The 14,982-nt window shown below is 63.1% G+C and carries 15 protein-coding genes; 7 read left to right on the top strand and 8 right to left on the bottom strand.

Going from position 1 to position 14,982, the window contains the following annotated elements:
* Nucleotides 1–27: 27 nt before the first annotated feature.
* Together ABIE49_RS20415 and ABIE49_RS20410 are read right to left on the bottom strand one after the other, a co-directional pair.
* The gene (locus ABIE49_RS20415) at nucleotides 28–618 is read right to left on the bottom strand and encodes a DUF4337 domain-containing protein (protein ID WP_192739028.1); all 591 of its coding nucleotides are present in this window, start codon (nucleotides 616–618) and stop codon (nucleotides 28–30) included.
* A 111-nt stretch (nucleotides 619–729) separates the two neighbouring features.
* Entirely contained in the window at nucleotides 730–1,701 is a 972-nt protein-coding gene (locus ABIE49_RS20410) for a tyrosine recombinase XerC (RefSeq protein WP_192739029.1), read from the bottom strand.
* Between the two features lie 163 nt (nucleotides 1,702–1,864).
* Between ABIE49_RS20410 and ABIE49_RS20405 the strand changes: the two genes are divergently transcribed.
* The gene (locus ABIE49_RS20405; protein ID WP_192739030.1) at nucleotides 1,865–4,075 is read left to right on the top strand and encodes a primosomal protein N'; all 2,211 of its coding nucleotides are present in this window, start codon (nucleotides 1,865–1,867) and stop codon (nucleotides 4,073–4,075) included.
* 30 nt (nucleotides 4,076–4,105) lie between these two features.
* Here ABIE49_RS20405 and ABIE49_RS20400 read toward each other — a convergent pair whose 3' ends face one another.
* Nucleotides 4,106–4,729 carry an MSMEG_1061 family FMN-dependent PPOX-type flavoprotein gene (locus tag ABIE49_RS20400; RefSeq protein ID WP_192739031.1) on the bottom strand — a complete coding sequence of 208 codons (624 nt, stop codon included), beginning with the start codon at nucleotides 4,727–4,729 and terminating at the stop codon, nucleotides 4,106–4,108.
* 265 nt (nucleotides 4,730–4,994) lie between these two features.
* On the bottom strand, nucleotides 4,995–5,492 hold the full coding sequence (locus tag ABIE49_RS20395; RefSeq protein ID WP_192739032.1) for a septal ring lytic transglycosylase RlpA family protein: 498 nt from the start codon (nucleotides 5,490–5,492) through the stop codon (nucleotides 4,995–4,997).
* Nucleotides 5,493–6,173: 681 nt separating this feature from the next.
* Here ABIE49_RS20395 and ABIE49_RS20390 point away from each other — a divergent pair.
* The 6 genes from ABIE49_RS20390 to ABIE49_RS20365 all read left to right on the top strand — a co-directional run bounded on the left by ABIE49_RS20390 (nucleotide 6,174) and on the right by ABIE49_RS20365 (nucleotide 11,837).
* Nucleotides 6,174–6,734 carry a F0F1 ATP synthase subunit delta gene (locus tag ABIE49_RS20390; RefSeq protein WP_192739033.1) on the top strand — a complete coding sequence of 187 codons (561 nt, stop codon included), beginning with the start codon at nucleotides 6,174–6,176 and terminating at the stop codon, nucleotides 6,732–6,734.
* Nucleotides 6,734–8,263 carry a F0F1 ATP synthase subunit alpha gene (gene atpA / locus ABIE49_RS20385; RefSeq protein ID WP_192739034.1) on the top strand — a complete coding sequence of 510 codons (1,530 nt, stop codon included), beginning with the start codon at nucleotides 6,734–6,736 and terminating at the stop codon, nucleotides 8,261–8,263. Before ABIE49_RS20390 ends, atpA begins: the two co-directional genes overlap by 1 nt.
* A gap of 210 nt (nucleotides 8,264–8,473) precedes the next feature.
* Nucleotides 8,474–9,352: a F0F1 ATP synthase subunit gamma gene (locus ABIE49_RS20380; RefSeq protein ID WP_192739035.1), complete on the top strand. Its 879-nt coding sequence runs from the start codon at nucleotides 8,474–8,476 to the stop codon at nucleotides 9,350–9,352.
* 57 nt (nucleotides 9,353–9,409) lie between these two features.
* Nucleotides 9,410–10,855, top strand: coding sequence for a F0F1 ATP synthase subunit beta (gene atpD, locus ABIE49_RS20375; RefSeq protein WP_192739036.1), 1,446 nt, complete (start codon nucleotides 9,410–9,412; stop codon nucleotides 10,853–10,855).
* 110 nt (nucleotides 10,856–10,965) lie between these two features.
* Complete coding sequence (locus tag ABIE49_RS20370) at nucleotides 10,966–11,373, top strand: F0F1 ATP synthase subunit epsilon (RefSeq protein WP_192739037.1); 408 nt, start codon at nucleotides 10,966–10,968, stop codon at nucleotides 11,371–11,373.
* A gap of 197 nt (nucleotides 11,374–11,570) precedes the next feature.
* Nucleotides 11,571–11,837: a hypothetical protein gene (locus ABIE49_RS20365; RefSeq protein ID WP_502915916.1), complete on the top strand. Its 267-nt coding sequence runs from the start codon at nucleotides 11,571–11,573 to the stop codon at nucleotides 11,835–11,837.
* Between the two features lie 9 nt (nucleotides 11,838–11,846).
* Here the strand turns inward: ABIE49_RS20365 and ABIE49_RS20360 are convergent, their stop codons facing one another.
* The 4 genes from ABIE49_RS20360 to ABIE49_RS20345 all read right to left on the bottom strand — a co-directional run bounded on the left by ABIE49_RS20360 (nucleotide 11,847) and on the right by ABIE49_RS20345 (nucleotide 14,896).
* Nucleotides 11,847–12,515: an HAD family hydrolase gene (locus tag ABIE49_RS20360; RefSeq protein ID WP_192739038.1), complete on the bottom strand. Its 669-nt coding sequence runs from the start codon at nucleotides 12,513–12,515 to the stop codon at nucleotides 11,847–11,849.
* A gap of 10 nt (nucleotides 12,516–12,525) precedes the next feature.
* A complete protein-coding gene (locus ABIE49_RS20355; RefSeq protein WP_192739039.1) occupies nucleotides 12,526–13,032 on the bottom strand; it encodes an RNA pyrophosphohydrolase in 507 nt (168 codons plus the stop codon).
* A 60-nt stretch (nucleotides 13,033–13,092) separates the two neighbouring features.
* Entirely contained in the window at nucleotides 13,093–13,596 is a 504-nt protein-coding gene (locus tag ABIE49_RS20350; RefSeq protein ID WP_192739040.1) for an RNA pyrophosphohydrolase, read from the bottom strand.
* Nucleotides 13,597–13,690: 94 nt separating this feature from the next.
* Complete coding sequence (locus ABIE49_RS20345; protein ID WP_192739041.1) at nucleotides 13,691–14,896, bottom strand: divergent polysaccharide deacetylase family protein; 1,206 nt, start codon at nucleotides 14,894–14,896, stop codon at nucleotides 13,691–13,693.
* Nucleotides 14,897–14,982: the final 86 nt, after the last annotated feature.

The raw sequence follows: 14,982 nt of genomic DNA, 5'->3' as shown, positions 1-14,982 counted from the left end.
CCTCTCCCGATGGGAGAGGCGGGCAAGCTACATCAAATGCACGGCATGCGGCGCGAACAGGCCGATGAAGGTGAAGCCAATCCCGATCACGGCGAGCAGGGCGGAACCCCAGGCCAGCACGATCATGCCGGTGATGATGGTCGCCGATGCCAGCACGATGCCGATCTGGAACGCGGCCGAGGCGACTTCGTAGTGATGGTATTTGGCCATCGCTTCGTCGCGCAAATGTTCGGCATGCTTGGCGCGCTTCATGAGTTCTTCCGAGCCCTCGCCGGTTTCCGGCTCCGAGCGATAGCGGGCCGCCGTCTTGGTCCAGTCGTCGATCTGCTTTTGCAGCGCCGCCTTTGCGGCCGGATCGGAGGTGACCCCGAGGCTCAGCTTGGCGTGCTCGGCGGTGGCCTGAACCGTGGTGCGGCGGATGCTCTTGGCCTGGAAGAACGCCCAGAGGTTCGACGCCTCGACATTCTTGCTGATCGATTCGGTCTGCGCGCCCTTGCCGAGGGTCTCCGACAGCGCAAGAAACAGCGCAATGACGGCGATCAGCAATGCGATTCTCTTGTTGGAGCTGGAAGCGTGCTCGGCGTGCTCCGCATGCTCCATGCTTTCATGTGCGCCCATGATTCCCTCCTGCCAGGTGACCTGCTTACGATTGCCGGAACCATTCGGCCAGCGCAAGGGGCGGGCAGGGGAAGTGCACGATGTGACGATAGTATGTCAGAGCGCCGGCGTTCAGCGGCGCGGGTGCGCGGTCTTGTACACCTCCAGCAGCCGCTCGCTGTCGATGCCGGTGTAGACCTGCGTGGTCGAGAGCGAGGCGTGGCCGAGCAATTCCTGGATCGCGCGCAGATCGCCGCCGCGCGACAGCAGGTGGGTGGCAAATGAATGCCGCAGCGCATGCGGCGTCGCGCTGTCGGGTAGGCCGAGCGCGCCCCGCAGCCGCTCCATGGTCAGCTGGATGATTCGCGGGCTGAGCGGCCCGCCGCGAGCGCCCACGAAAATCGGTCCCTCCGGCTTAAGCTGATGCGGGCAGACGGCCGTGTAATCGGCGATCAGCGCCAGCACGTTTTGCAGCACCGGGACCATGCGGGCCTTGTTGCCCTTGCCGGTCACGATGATGACGTCGCCTTCGCCGGGCCGCGGAACGTCACGCTTTTTCAGCCCCAGCGCCTCGGAGATGCGCAGGCCCGAACCGTACAGCAGCGCCATCACGGCGGCGTCGCGCGCCCAGATCCAGGGGTCGCGATCCTCGCCGGCGCGTTCGTCGGCATCGGCAAAACGCTTGGCGGCCGCCATCTGGATCGGCTTCGGCAGGCTCTTGCCGATTTTCGGCGCACGGATCGCCGAGAGCGCGCCGACCTTGCCCTTGCCTTCGCGCTCCAGAAAACGACCGAACGAGCGCAGCCCCGCCAGCGCCCGCATCAGCGAGCGGCCCCCGATGTCGTCGGCGCGGCGCATCGCCATGAAGGCCCTGATGTCGCTGGCTTCCAGCGCTGCAAACCCCTTGAGCGTAACTTTTCGGCCCCAGTGCTGGCTGAGAAAAATCAGGCATTGGCGGAGGTCACGGGCGTAGGCCTCCAGCGTCTTGGGGGACAGCCGCCGTTCGGCGCGCAGATGCGACAGCCAGCGCGTCATCTCCAGCGCCAGCGTCGCGTCGGCGCAATCGAGTTCGATCGGTTGAAGTGACGGAACAGGCTTGGTCATGGACTATGGGCGCCCTGATTCTCCTGATTATATCGCACCTCTTTCGTTTACCGTTCGCTAACTTGCCCCCACCAGCGCCGGTGCCACTGGTCCTCGCCGTCGCGCGCCCTTAACTTGAGCGCCTCTTAACTTGAGTCCCTGCACCCCTTAAGCCTGATTCCCGATGGACCATTCGACGCGCAGCACCAGTTCCTCCTCCACATCGACACGCGTCGTCGATGTGCTGGTGCCGGTTGCGCTCAATCAGGCCTATTCGTATCGCGTGCCGCGTGGCATGGAGCTGAAGCCCGGCGACGTCGTCTGCGTGCCGCTTGGGCCGCGCGAGGTGGTGGCGGTGGTGTGGGCTGACAACACCAACCCCGATCCGCGCCTGCATAACCGCCTAAAGGATGTCGGCGAAAAGCTCGACGTGCCGCCGCTGAAAGAGGAACTGCGCTCGCTCGTCGACTGGGTCGCCAATTACACGCTTTCCGCGCGCGGCATGGTGCTGCGCATGAGCTTGCGGATGGGCGAAAATCTCGGCCCCGAACGGATGCGGCTCGGCGTGCGGCTGGTCGGTGAGCCGCCACGGCGCCTGACGCCGGCGCGGCGGCGCGCGATTGACGTGCTGTCGGACGGCCTGCTGCACGGCAAGTCCGAAGCCGCGCGGGAAGCCGGCGTAAGTTCGGGCGTGATCGACGGGCTGGTCGACGAGGGCACGCTGCAGATCGAGGCGATGCCGCCGCCGCTGGCACCGCCAGCGCCCGATCCGTCGTTTGCCCAGCCTGAATTCTCCCGGCAGCAGCGCACCGCCGTCGATGCAATGCGGGCGCTGGCGGCGAGTGGCAGCTTTCACGTCGCGCTGCTTGATGGCGTCACCGGTTCAGGCAAGACCGAAGTCTATTTCGAGGCGATCGCCGAAATCATCCGCCGCGGCAAGCAGACGCTGATCCTGATGCCGGAGATCGCGCTGACAGGACAATTTCTCGACCGCTTCGCGCAGCGCTTTGGGGTGCGCCCCTTGGAATGGCATTCCGAGCTGACGCCGCGCACCCGCGCCCGCAACTGGGCGGCGATCGCAGCGGGCGAAGCGCCGGTCGTGGTCGGCGCGCGCTCGGCATTGTTTCTGCCCTATGCGGATTTGGGCTTGATCATCGTCGATGAGGAGCACGACCAGGCCTACAAGCAGGATGACGGCGCGCATTATCACGCCCGCGACATGGCGGTGGTGCGCGCGCATATCGCGAAAATTCCGATCATCCTGGCTTCCGCCACGCCGTCGATCGAGACCGAAGTCAACGCGCGCAAGGGGCGCTATCAGCGCATAGCATTGCCGTCGCGTTTCGGCGGCCAGCATATGCCGCATATCGAGGCGATCGATTTGCGCCGCGAGCCGCCGCCGCGCGGCCGCTTCGTCTCGCCGCGGCTTGCCGATTACATCGGGCAGGCGATCGAGAAGCGCGAGCAGGCGCTGTTGTTCCTCAATCGCCGCGGCTACGCGCCGCTGACATTGTGCCGCGCCTGCGGGCACCGTTTCTCCTGCACGATCTGCGACGCCTGGCTGGTGGATCATCGCTTTCGCCAGCGCCTGGTCTGTCACCATTGCGGCTTCTCGATGCCGCGCCCGAATATCTGCCCGCACTGCGCGGCCGAGGAATCGCTGGCTGCCATCGGCCCCGGCGTCGAACGGCTGCAGGAGGAGGCGGCGCAACTGTTTCCGAACGCGCGCACCATGGTGCTGTCGAGCGACCTGATCACCTCGATCGAAACCATGCGCAGCGAGCTGAACGAAATCGCCGAGGGCCGCGTGGACATCATCATCGGCACGCAATTGGTGGCGAAGGGACATAATTTCCCGCGGCTCAATCTGGTCGGTGTCGTCGATGCGGATTTGGGCCTGAGCAATGGCGATCCGCGCGCTGCCGAGCGGACGTTTCAATTGCTCAACCAGGTGATCGGCCGCGCCGGGCGCGACCAGGGCCGCGGCATCGGTTACCTGCAGACCCATCAGCCCGATCATCCCGTGATGAAGGCGCTGGTCGCAAGCGATCGCGAGGCGTTCTATGCCACTGAGATCGATCAGCGCGAACGATCGGGCTATCCGCCATTCGGCCGGCTCGCCAGCCTGATCATTTCCGCCGGCGACCGGCCGACCGCCGAAGGTTTTGCGCGCAAGCTTGCCGCCATCGCGCCGATCGACGAGCGCATCCAGGTGCTGGGTCCTGCCGAAGCGCCGCTGGCAGTGATCAAGGGCCGCTATCGCTTCCGGCTATTGGTGAAATCGCTGCGCAACGTCGATCTGTCGGACTATTTGCGCGAATGGCTTGCGGCGGGTCCGAAGACAAAAGGCAATCTCAAGCTCGAGGTCGACGTCGATCCGCAGAGTTTTTTGTAAAAGCCCATCATTGGCGGGTGGCAGTCTACGTCAGCCGTTCGACCACAGATTGGTCGTGTATCCCTGCTCGACAAAGGCATCGATTTTCGCCGCTTGATCCTCGTCGGCGCCGGCCCTCGCCGCGAAGACTTTTCCGAACGAGATGCGCTTGGGCTCCGGCCAATGCTCGGGTTGCCAGAGCTTCGACCGGAGCACCGAGCGCGCGCAGTGGAAATAGCTGCGTTCGATGTGGATCCGGATCGCCAGCAGCGCCGGGCGGCCTTCCTTGCCAAGTGTCGCCAGCAGTTCGGCATCGTCAAAGATCTCGGCCCGGCCCGAGAGCCGCAGCGTCTCGCCGGTCCGGGGTCGCAGGAAAATCATCCCGATCCGGCCGGTCTCGATGATGTTCTGCAGGCCGAACGCAAGGTTGTTGCCCGCCCGTTCCGGAAGCAGAACCGTTGTTTCATTTTCGACGCGGACAAACCCGGGCTCGTCGCCTTTCGGAGAGACCTCGATCGGCCCGTCGCGGCCGGCCGTGGCCATCAGCCCAAACGGGCACGTTTGCAGGAAGTCGATCGCCTGTTCGTCGAGATAGGGGGCGATCTTGGCCTTGGTGGTCGCCCGGGGTTCGGGAAGAACATTTCTCAGTTGTTCGACGGTTTTGATCTGGCTCATGATCGATCTCGTCAGTGCTGGTTCAAGGGCTGCGGAGGGCTATGCGATTGTTGCCTTCGGAAACCTAGCACGATCCTCCTGCCACCGTGGTGGCCAGAGTGGCTGCGCGCCGCGTGGGCGAGGTAGCAAGTCGGGCACGGCCAAATAAAAAGCCTGCCGTCATTTGCGACGGCAGGCTCTTATCGGTGCGTGAAAGATTCCGCGAACGTTACGCTACGCAACGCTTACCTCGTCTGTTGAACCGGAAACGGCGCTCGATCAGCGCTTAGGAGACGACCTCGGCGGTGATGCGGCCGATGCCCTTGGCGCGGGTCAGTCCGACCGCGCTGGCAGCGCCGGTCGAAAGGTCGAGCACGCGCCCCTTAATGAACGGGCCGCGGTCGTTGATGGTGACGATGACGCTGCGGCCGCCATGGGTCACCCGGAGCTTGGTGCCGAACGGCAGGCTGCGGTGGGCCGCGGTCATGGCGTTCTGGTTGAAGCGCTGGCCGGACGCGGTCTTGCTGCCGGATTCATTGCCGTAAAAGGAAGCCATGCCCGAGAAGCTGCGGCCGGTGCCTGAGCCGATCGAGGCGTTGGCGTCCTGCCAGTTGCTCTTGGCCTTTTGGGCGTGGTGGGAATGGTGATGGTGGTGACGGTGGTGCCTGGATTTGGCCGAAGCTTCGGTAATGCTGCCACCGGCCAGGAGAGTTGCGGCAATCAAAGCGAACGCTGTACGCGACCGGACGAGAGTTCCCGGCAGCAGGTTCTTCGTATTCAACATATAAATAATCCCTCAGACAGTATTGCCACAAATGTGACAAGTGGAACCCCCGTTCCCGTGTGTGAGATGGCCGTTTGATTAGGCAATGAGGCATGAATTGGGCAGTAATCCTCGTTTCTCTCCCGCTGACATATCTTGTTACCAAGATCAACTAATCGAATGGTAGTTATTAATACATTGCTTTAACGAATTTTTAACCACTCCAATACTTGGAGTTACTGATGAGTTAAGTGTTCGTTAGTGTTCGCGCCGTTACGGCAAGTAAACGGCGTGGAACCGGATTCGGGTTGTTCCGGAGATACATGGCGCCCATGCAAATACGGGCGGAACGTTTGAGCTTGTCGCTGACGCGCCGTGCCGGCGCGGGTTCGTGGCGGCAAAATCGTGACGGCTGTTTCGCTGCGAACTGGCGCAAAAAAACTGACCTGGAAACTGACCTTGGAAAATTGGATTAGAGGCCAACTAAAATAGTCGTGCGACAAGGCATCGCCCGCGCGCGCCGTCATGTTGCACCTGCGCGCTTGCTATGTTAGCAAAGCCGCGATTTTAACGATCCCGGCACCTCTCGTGCCGGTCGAAAATCGAAGTCCCGCTTGAATTCCAAGGGCTTGGATCGCTAGGCGCCGCTTTCGTGGCGACGGTTTTTCCCTTGCGAGTTTGACAGCAAAAAAGAGCGTCTCTGTGGCTGCTGAAGATCCGTCCGTTTCGGGAGTGTCAGGCCGTTATGCAACGGCCTTGTTCGAGTTGGCGCGCGACGAGAAATCGATCGACGCGGTAAAAGCCGATCTCGATAGATTCGAGGCCATGCTGGCCGACAGCGCTGATTTGAAGCGCCTGGTCCGCAGTCCGGTATTCTCGGCAGATGCGCAGTCGAAGGCGCTCACCGCGATTCTCGACAAGGCCGGAATTTCGGGCACTTCTGCCAAATTCCTCAAAGTCCTGACCGCCAATCGCCGGCTGTTCGCCGTCGGCGACGTGATCCGCGCCTTCCGCGCGCTGGTGGCGAAGTTCAAGGGCGAAGCTACGGCAGACGTCACCGTCGCCGAAGCGCTCAGCGACAAGAATCTCGACGCTCTCAAGACCGCACTGAAATCAGTGACGGGCAAGGACGTCGCGCTCAACGTGAAAGTCGATCCCTCTATTATCGGCGGCTTGGTGGTCAAGCTCGGCAGCCGCATGGTGGATAGTTCGCTTCGCACCAAACTCAATTCGATCAAGCACGCGATGAAAGAGGCAGGCTGATGGACATCCGCGCCGCGGAAATTTCCGCGATCCTCAAGGACCAGATCAAGAATTTCGGCCAAGAGGCTGAAGTTACCGAAGTCGGACAGGTGTTGTCCGTCGGCGACGGCATTGCCCGCGTCTACGGCCTCGACAACGTCCAGGCCGGTGAGATGGTCGAGTTCGAGAACGGCACCCGCGGCATGGCGCTCAACCTCGAAACCGACAACGTCGGTATCGTGATCTTCGGCGCCGACCGCGAGATCAAGGAAGGCCAGACCGTCAAGCGCACCCGCGCCATCGTCGATACGCCCGTCGGCAAGGGCCTGCTCGGCCGCGTCGTCGACGCGCTCGGCAACCCGATCGACGGCAAGGGCCCGATCCAGGCCACCGAACGCAAGCGCGTCGACGTCAAGGCGCCCGGCATCATTCCGCGCAAGTCGGTCAACGAGCCGATGGCGACCGGCCTCAAGGCGATCGATGCGCTGATCCCGGTCGGCCGTGGCCAGCGCGAGCTGATCATCGGCGACCGCCAGACCGGCAAGACCGCGATCGCGCTCGACACCATTCTGAACCAGAAGCCGCTCAACGCGCAGCCGGACGAGAACATCAAGCTGTATTGCGTGTATGTCGCGATCGGCCAGAAGCGCTCCACCGTCGCCCAGTTCGTGAAGGTGCTCGAAGAGCAGGGCGCACTGGAATACTCGATCATCGTTGCGGCCACCGCTTCCGATCCGGCGCCGATGCAGTACATCGCACCGTTCACCGGCTGCACCATGGGTGAATATTTCCGCGACAACGGCATGCACGCCGTCATCATCTATGACGATTTGTCCAAGCAGGCCGTCGCCTACCGTCAGATGTCGCTGCTGCTGCGCCGCCCGCCCGGCCGCGAAGCCTATCCCGGCGACGTGTTCTACCTGCATTCCCGCCTGCTCGAGCGCGCCGCCAAGCTCAACAAGGACCAGGGTTCGGGTTCGCTGACCGCGCTGCCGGTCATTGAGACCCAGGCCAACGACGTGTCGGCCTACATTCCCACCAACGTGATTTCAATTACCGACGGTCAGATCTTCCTGGAAACCGACCTGTTCTTCCAGGGCATCCGTCCGGCTGTGAACGTCGGTCTGTCGGTGTCGCGCGTCGGATCGTCGGCGCAGACCAAGGCGATGAAAAAGGTCGCCGGCAAGATCAAGGGTGAGCTGGCGCAGTACCGCGAAATGGCGGCGTTCGCGCAGTTCGGTTCCGACCTCGACGCCTCGACACAGCGCCTCTTGAACCGCGGTTCGCGCCTGACCGAACTCCTGAAGCAGCCGCAGTTCTCGCCGCTGAAGATGGAAGAGCAGGTCTGCGTGATCTGGGCCGGCACCAACGGCTATCTTGATGCGCTTCCGCTCAACAAGGTGCGTCCTTTCGAAGACGGCCTGCTGTCGCTGCTGCGCGGCAAGAACGTCGAGATCCTCAACAGCATCCGCGAAACTCGCGATCTCAGCGACGACACCGCGGGCAAGCTGAAGGCGGTTGTCGAGAGTTTCTCCAAGACGCTTGCATAATTCGTCATGGCCGGGCTTGTCGTCGCAAGTCGGGTTTACCCGACTTGCGCAAACTAAATCGAAGACGGAACTCGTGAAACGAGTTCCTACGCCATCCACGTCTTTTGGCGTGGAGAAAAGACAAGACGTGGATGCCCGGCACGAGGCCGGGCATGACCAACGAGGGGTTCGCGGCCGGGCTGAAAAGCAGGTCGCAAGGGTGAACTAAGAATGGCTTCACTGAAAGACATGCGGGTCCGCATCGCCTCCACCAAGGCGACGCAGAAGATCACCAAGGCCATGCAGATGGTCGCAGCCTCCAAGCTGCGCCGCGCGCAGACCGCCGCCGAAGCGGCACGGCCCTACGCGGAAAAAATGGACGCGGTGATCTCGAACATCGCAACCGCAGCCGCGGGTTCGCCCGGCGCGCCGGCGCTGTTGGCCGGTACCGGTAACGATCAGGTTCATCTGCTGCTGGTTTGCACCGGCGAGCGCGGTCTGTCGGGTGCCTTCAATTCGTCGATCGTCCGTCTAGCGCGCGAACGCGCGCTGTCGCTGATCGCCCAGGGCAAAGAGGTCAAATTTTTCTGCGTCGGCCGCAAGGGCTACGAGCAGCTCCGCCGCCAGTTCGACAAGCAGATCGTCGAACATCTCGACCTGAAATCGGTGCGTCAGCTCGGCTTCATCAATGCAGAAGACATCGCCAGGAAGGTCCTGGCGCGTTTTGACGCCGGCGAATTCGACGTCTGCACGCTGTTCTATTCGCGCTTCAAATCCGTGATCTCCCAGATCCCGACCGCGCAGCAGATCATCCCGCTGGTGGTTGAAGCGCCGGCCGCGAATGCCGGTCCGTCGACGTCCTACGAATATGAGCCGGAAGAAGACGAGATCCTGACGCGCCTGTTGCCGCGCAATCTCGCGGTGCAGATTTTCCGCGCGCTGCTGGAAAACAACGCTTCGTTCTACGGCGCGCAGATGAGCGCGATGGACAACGCCACCCGCAACGCCGGCGATATGATCCGCAAGCAGACCCTTATCTACAACCGCACCCGTCAGGCCCAGATCACCAAGGAGCTGATCGAAATCATCTCCGGCGCCGAGGCACTCTAGCCATTCGCGCGACACCCTGACGGACTTCCAGAGACAGAATTCGAAGGAGAGAGTTTTATGGCCGCAGCACCAGCAAACCAGACCGGACACATCGTCCAGGTCATCGGCGCCGTCGTCGACGTGCAGTTCGAAGGGCATCTGCCCGCCATTCTGAACGCGATTGAGACCACCAACAATGGCAACCGTCTGGTGCTTGAAGTCGCCCAGCATCTCGGCGAATCCACGGTGCGTACCATCGCCATGGACACCACCGAGGGCCTGGTCCGCGGCGGTGAGGTTACCGATACTGGCGCGCCGATCATGGTGCCGGTCGGTGCCGGCACGCTCGGCCGCATCATCAACGTGATCGGCGAACCGATCGATGAAGCCGGTCCGGTGGTGTCGGAAGGCATGCGGCCGATCCATGCGGAAGCGCCGAGCTATACCGACCAGTCCACCGAAGCTGAAATTCTCGTCACCGGCATCAAGGTCGTCGACCTCTTGGCGCCCTACGCCAAGGGCGGCAAGATCGGCCTGTTCGGCGGCGCCGGCGTCGGCAAGACCGTGCTGATTCAGGAACTGATCAACAACGTCGCGAAGGCGCACGGCGGTTACTCGGTGTTCGCCGGCGTCGGCGAGCGTACCCGCGAAGGCAACGACCTCTATCACGAGTTCATCGAGTCGAAGGTCAACGCCGATCCGCACAATCCCGATCCGAGCGTGAAGTCGAAATGCGCGCTGGTGTTCGGCCAGATGAACGAACCCCCGGGCGCCCGCGCCCGCGTCGGCCTCACCGGCCTGACCGTCGCCGAGCATTTCCGCGATCAGGGCCAGGACGTGCTGTTCTTCGTCGACAACATCTTCCGCTTCACCCAGGCAGGCTCGGAAGTGTCGGCGCTCTTGGGTCGTATTCCTTCGGCGGTGGGTTACCAGCCGACGCTCGCCACCGACATGGGCGCGCTGCAGGAACGCATCACCACCACGCACAAGGGCTCGATCACCTCGGTGCAGGCGATCTACGTGCCGGCCGACGATTTGACCGACCCGGCACCCGCGACCTCGTTCGCCCATTTGGACGCGACCACGGTGCTCAACCGCGCGATCTCGGAAAAGGGCATCTATCCGGCGGTGGATCCGCTCGACTCGACCTCGCGCATGCTGTCCCCGCTGGTCGTCGGTCAGGAGCACTATGAGACCGCGCGTATGGTTCAGCAGGTGTTGCAGCGCTACAAGTCGCTGCAGGACATCATCGCCATTCTCGGCATGGACGAACTCTCCGAAGAGGACAAGATCGCGGTTGCCCGCGCCCGCAAGATCGAGCGCTTCCTGTCGCAGCCGTTCCATGTCGCCGAAGTGTTCACCGGCTCGCCCGGCAAGTTCGTCGACCTCGCCGACACCATCAAGGGCTTCCGCGGATTGTGCGAAGGCAAGTACGACCATCTGCCGGAAGCGGCGTTCTACATGGTCGGCAACATTGAAGAAGCCGTCGAGAAGGGCAAGAAGCTGGCTGCCGAGGCAGCCTAAGCTTGATGTGTCATTGCCGGGCTTGACCCGGCAATCCATCACGACAAAGTTTTTGCTGATGGACCCGCGGGTCAAGCCCGCGGATGACAGCGGAAAGAACGGAAAGATCCATGGCCACCTTCCACTTCGATCTGGTTTCCCCCGAAAAACTCTCCTTCTCCGGCGAGGTCGATCAGGTTGACGTCCCCGGCGTGGAAGGCGATTTCGGCGTGCTGGCCGGCCATGCGCCGGTTGTGGCGGCGGTCCGTCCCGGCATCCTGACCATCACCTCCGGCGGCACGCATCAGAAGATGATCGTGCTCGGCGGTCTCGCCGAAATGTCGGAGAAGGGCCTGACCGTGCTGGCCGACGTTGCCACCTCGATTCAGGACATCGATCGGGCCCAGTTCGCCGAGACGATTGCCGAGATGGAAGCCAAGCTCGCCGAGAAGGAAGGCTCCGAACTCGACCACGCGATCGAGCGGCTCGATCACTTCAAGAGCATCGAGCATCAGATCAGCTCCACGGCGATGCATTAAGCCCCGGGGTCCCGCTCCGGGGCGCAATGAAGGCCCCTGATAACACCAGCGCTCGTCACACCGTGACGGGCGCTGAATTTTTTGCGGAAGTATTTCCTTCGAGAGCCACCCCGGCTGTCCGGGGAGCCGCTATAGTTGCGCCCGGGAACTACTAACGGCATTCTCCCGTACCAAAACGTGGTTCGGGGCTTTTTTTTATGAAGCGCAAGATCGCGGCGATTTTTGCAGCCGATATTGCCGGCTACAGCCGCCTGATGGCCGAGGACGAAGAGGAAACGCGCAGACTTGCCGATGCCGCGAGTGGATGGAGCGCGGTCGCCGTAGGCGCCGCCAGGCGGCCTGGTCTGGGATTGAAGCAAGCCAGTGAGCAAGCCGCAGTCAACGAAGCCCTCAGCGACTGTGCCAAGCGCGACAGCGATTGTCGCGTTGTCGCGATCGGGCCGTTTACGGTCGGGCCCAATTAGCGGCCGATATCAGCTCTGGCGCTTCGTCCCGCGCAGCATGGCCGGCAATCCGGCCAGATCTTTCAGTATGAAATCGGCGAGCGCGGCATCGGGCCAGCGTACATGGTTGCGGCCCCAAGGGCCGCGTTCAAGTAAGGCAGTCTTCATGCCAAAATTCCGTGCCGGAATGACGTCGTTATCGAGACGGTCACCGACATAAAGCACTTCGGCTGGATCGAACTCGGACAATGCGCGGGTCTTGGCGAGGGTCTTGCGATAGAAATCAAGCGAAGGCTTGTCGACACCGAGCTCCGCCGAGGTCGTGATCAATCTGGCCTCCAGCCCGAACGACTCGAGCGCCGCCTTGGCCGTGGGCGGCTGATTGCCGGCGATACCGACAAACCAGCCGTCTTGCGTCAGTTCGGACAGGCAGGGCTTGGCGTCGGCGTAGAGATCGCGCGCTTCAATCCTGAAATCAGTTCCGGTTTGCTTGCGCTCGGCGGCGGCGGCGCGGACGTCAAAACCCGGCCGCAGCCGCTCGAAGATCAGGCGGTAATTTTCGCCTTTGGCGATGATATCGTCGAGCACGGCCAGAAACTCGGCCCGATCGACGCCCATGGTGTCGGCCCAGCCGTGGAGCAGGCGCGTTTCGTCGATCAGCGTCTCGCCAACGTCGAAAAATACTGCACGGATCGGCATAGGCACTTTCTCAAGTAGGCGCGGCTGCAAATCGAGCGAACACCGTGGCGACGGCCATGTACACCTCGCGCCGGAACGGCACCACGAGACCGGCAACGCGGTCGAGCCGTTCCCAGCGCCATTGGTCGAATTCGGCCGGCTGCCCGTTGCGCGGCGTCAGCGGGTCGATCTCGTCGTCGCGCCCGGTGTAGCGCAGCGCGAACCATTTCTGCCGTTGGCCGCGGAACTTGGCGAGGCGATGCGAGGGAGGACCGTCATAGGGCGGAAATTCGTACGTCATCCAGTCGGTTTCAGCGAGATGCTCGGCGCTGACCGCGCCGGTCTCCTCCCAGAGTTCGCGCATCACGGCATCGCGCGGGTTCTCGTTAGCGTCGATGCCACCCTGCGGCATCTGCCATTCAAGGCCGGGGAGGATGATCTCGGGTCCATCGTCGCGGAAGCGCCGGCCGATCAGCACCTGACCGGCGGCGTTGAACAAGGCGATCCCGACATTGGGGCGGTAGGGTTTGTCTGACATGGCGTTCTCGAGCGAAGTGGGCACTGGTTCGCGTTGAGAAAACGCGTCAAAACTAGACAACTACAAGCCCGCGAGGCCGGAAAATTCCTTCACCACGCGCTCATAGACCGGCCGCTTGAACGGCACGATCAGGCTCGGCAGGTTCTTCATCGGCTCCCAGCGCCAACTGATGAACTCGGCCTTGTGGCCGCCGCCGGGGCTCGCGACATTGATCTCGCTGTCCTTGCCGGTGAAGCGGACCGCGAACCATTTCTGGCGCTGCCCGCGGTAGCGGCCCTTCCAGGTACGGCCGGCCACGGTGCGCGGAATGTCGTAGATCAGCCAGTCGGCGATCTCGCCGAGTTTCTCCACCGATCGAACGCTGGTTTCCTCATAGAGCTCGCGCTTGGCCGCCGCCCAGGTGTCCTCGCCGGGATCGACGCCGCCTTGCGGCATCTGCCAGACGTGCGTTTCGTCGACATGCTCGATGCCTCCGGCGCGGCGACCGATGAAGACCAGCCCCGCTGCGTTGATCAGCATCATGCCGACGCATGTCCGGTAAGGCAGGTCTTCGTAGCGCGCCATTCCGTCGATTTTCCTTGCAGGTTTCCTACACACAATTCGAGCGAGCAGGCGGGCGGAATCCGGCAATGCCGGATTGGCCCCATCAGGTTGATCCCTAGCCTGATTTTGATTTCAGCATCGCCGTTGTCAATGGCACAAGCAGGATGCCGCGGGTCTCGAGCGTCTTGATCCAGGCGGCGAGCCGCTCGATCGAAATCGGCAGGGCAGAGGCGACGCCGACGGCCAGGCCGCGTTCCTTGGCCAGGGTTTCGAGCTTGAGCAGCGTCCGGTCGATCTCGGCCGAGGTCGGCACCGCGTCGATGGTGAAATCGGCCTTGGTGAAGGGTATCGCCTGCCCCGCCGCCAATGCGGGGGCGGCGCTGCGCGGGGTGGAGCCGTCATCGAGATAGCCGAGGCCGCGCTTGGCCGCCTCGCGGATGATCGGCTGCATCACGGCGTCCGTCGCCACGAAGCGCGCGCCCATGAAGTTGGCGATCCCCGCATAGCCCTGGATCCGGCTCATATGCCAATGCAGACGGTCGATATTCTGCTCGGGCGCCAGTGTCGTCAGCAGGGTCTGCGGGCCGGGATCGTTGTCGGGATAATCGAACGGCTCCATCGGGACCTGCAGCAGGATCTCGTGGCGTTGCGCCCGCGCGCGCTCGGCGAGTTTCGTCGGGTCGGCTCCGTAGGGCGTGAACGCCAGCGTCACGGCGGGCGGCAACTTCATGATGGCATCAACCGTCTTGGCGGCGCCGACACCGAGGCCCCCGACGACGATGGCGATCACCGGCATTTTGGCGGCCTTGGCGCGGTCGGCGTCGGCGGCATAGACCGTAAACGGCTTCAGGCCGTCGGCAACCACCGGAATCATGCCGTAGCGCGACTTCTCCAACAGGCGCGGATCGATGCCGGCCATCGCAGTTGCGGGCGCTGTCTCGGCATCGTTCTTGTTGCCGGCATCGCCGCCGATCACGACGTCCTGCCGCTTGCCGCTGGATCCGTCGATGATGGTGACGGTCTTGTTCTCGCCGGCCGCAGCCTGTTTGGGCGCGGATGTCGCAGCCTGCCCGGCGGGACCGGACGCGGCCGCGGTGGCTTTCTCGTCAGCCACGGGCGTCTTGCGCATGGCGACGTGCGCGACCGGCTCGCCGCCAAAAGGATTGTCCGTAAACAGGGCGATGGTGGCAAAGCCGACCAGGAACAGGCCGAGCAGGACGGCCAGCGCCTGCATCGCGGTGAACGGCAGCCGGAACCGGCGCTTCTTGCGCTTGGTGTCCTGTCCGAGCGGCGTGCTCAGCTCGTCGGCCGTTTCCGTCATGAACCTCCCCGAATCAACCACGCCGACGATACCACGATGGACCTGATTCGAGCGCTCGCGACCCGCTCAAAAGCCGTCCACCCAGG

The sequence above is a fragment of the Bradyrhizobium sp. OAE829 genome (assembly GCF_040546575.1).
In the GTDB taxonomy this organism is placed as follows: Bacteria; Pseudomonadota; Alphaproteobacteria; order Rhizobiales; family Xanthobacteraceae; genus Bradyrhizobium.
This window is presented reverse-complemented; position numbering and strand designations above follow the sequence as displayed.